Genomic DNA, 1973 nt, shown 5'->3' on the forward strand with positions numbered 1-1973 from the left:
GCGCCGGCGGCCAGCGGGCGGGGCTCCGCCGCCGGGCCGTCGCCCCCTGCCATGGGCCGCTCCGGCCGATGCCGGCGGGTCGGACCCGCCGCCGGCGGGTCAGCGCGCCGCGCGCCGTCCCGGCACCGTCGCCTGGGCGGAGGCCAGGTTGCGCAGCAGGCCCACCGCCTGCTGCAACTGGTGGTCGGTTTCCGGCTTGGTGGGATCGAAGGCCGGCGCGCCCTCCGCCGGCAGGCGGGCGATGCGCTCGGCGATGCCGGCGGGCAGTTCCAGCTTCGGGATGGCGGCGCCGGCCGGCTGCTGCACCCCGCCCTCGTTGCGCAGGGCGCGGCGGAGGTCGGCCTCGCGCTCCCGCGGGATGCCGGCGGTCGCCTGCTCGCGCTGCGCCAGCACCTCGATATCCGGCTCGATGCCGGTCGCCTGGATGGAGCGGCCCGACGGCGTGTAGTAGCGCGCCGTGGTCAGCCGGATGGCGCCCTGGCCGGGGATCGGCATCACCGTCTGCACGCTGCCCTTGCCGAAGGACTTCACCCCCAGGACGATCGCCCGCCGGTGGTCCTGCAGCGCGCCGGCCACGATCTCGCTGGCCGAGGCGGAGCCGCCATTGATCAGCACGACGACGTTGAGGCCGGCGGCGATGTCGCCCGGCTTGGCGTTCCAGCGCTGCGCATCCTCCGCCCGGCGGGCGCGGGTGGAGACGATCTCGCCCTGGTCGAGGAAATCGTCCGAGACCTGCACCGCTTGGTCCAGCAGCCCGCCCGGGTTGTTCCGCAGGTCCAGCACCAGCCCCTTCAGGCCATTGGCGCCGGCCTGCTGCTTCAGGGTGGTCAGCGCCCGGCGCAGGCCGACATCCGTCTGCTCGTTGAAGGAGGTCAGGCGGACATAGCCGATGTCGTTGCCTTCCATCCGGAAGCGGACGACCTGCGGGCGGATCACCTCCCGCGTCAGGGACAGCTCGATCGGCCGGTCGGCGCCTTCGCGGCGGATGGTGATCTTGATGGCGGTGCCGCGCTCCCCGCGCATCTGCTCCACCGCTTCCTGCAGGGACAGGCCCTGCACGGAATTGCCGTTCAGATGGGTGATCAGGTCGCCGGCCTTCACGCCGGCGCGGAAGGCGGGCGTGTCGTCGATCGGCGAGATGACCTTGATGTAGCCGCCTTCCTGCGTGACCTCGATGCCGAGGCCGCCGAACTCGCCCCGCGTCTGCACCTGCATGTCGCGGTAGGAGCGCTGGTTCAGGTAGGAACTGTGCGGGTCGAGGCCCGTCAGCATGCCGTTGATCGCGTTCTCGATCGCGTCACGGTCGTTGATCGGCTCCACATACTCGGCGCGGACGCGTTCGAAGACGTCGCCGAACAGGTTCAGCAGGCGGTAGGTATCCGCCCTGCCGCCATCCTGCGCCCAGGCCGCCACCATGGGCCCCACCACCACGCCGGCCGCGAAGGCCCCGGCGACCGCCGCTACCGTCCGAACCCTGCCCTTCATGCGGCCCGACCCACTTCCCTGCAGGCGCCCCGGCGGGGCGCGTCATACCCATCTGGCGACGACTCTGGCGGCCTCATCCCCTCGCGGCAAACCAATTCCGAGGATCCACCGGCTGCCCGTTCCGGCGCAACTCGAGGTAGAGGGGAACGCGGCCGCGGGTTTCCGCGGCGCCCAGCTGCCCGACCGGCTCCCCGGCCAGCACGCGCTGCCCCGGGGCGGTGTCCAGGCGGTCCAGCCCGGCGAGCACCACATGGTACCCGTCGCCGCAATCGACAATCAACAGCAGGCCATAGCTGCGGAAGGATGAACCGAAGACCACGCGGCCGCCGCAGGGGCTGACCACGCGGGCGCCCGGAAGGCCGGCCAGCGTCATGCCGCGGGCCGGGCCGCCTTCCCCGGCGGCGCCGTAGTCCCGCGTGACCGGCCCGGCGACCGGCAACGGGCGGCCGCCGCGCGGCGGCGGCTCGGGCTCGGCGGTGCGGGCGGCC

2 protein-coding genes are annotated in these 1973 nt (G+C 73.4%); both read right to left on the reverse strand.

The window, feature by feature from the left end; translation table 11 throughout:
- Nucleotides 1–99: 99 nt before the first annotated feature.
- Nucleotides 100–1485 (reverse strand): S41 family peptidase, encoded by a 1386-nt coding sequence (locus tag E2C05_RS31360; RefSeq protein WP_133223520.1) that lies wholly within the window; start codon nt 1483–1485, stop codon nt 100–102.
- A 73-nt stretch (nt 1486–1558) separates the two neighbouring features.
- Nucleotides 1559–1973 (reverse strand): murein hydrolase activator EnvC family protein (locus E2C05_RS31365; RefSeq protein WP_158292497.1); only part of this gene is annotated, 415 nt, incomplete at its 5' end.

Source organism: Paracraurococcus ruber (genome assembly GCF_004353985.1).
GTDB lineage: Bacteria > Pseudomonadota > Alphaproteobacteria > Acetobacterales > Acetobacteraceae > Paracraurococcus > Paracraurococcus ruber.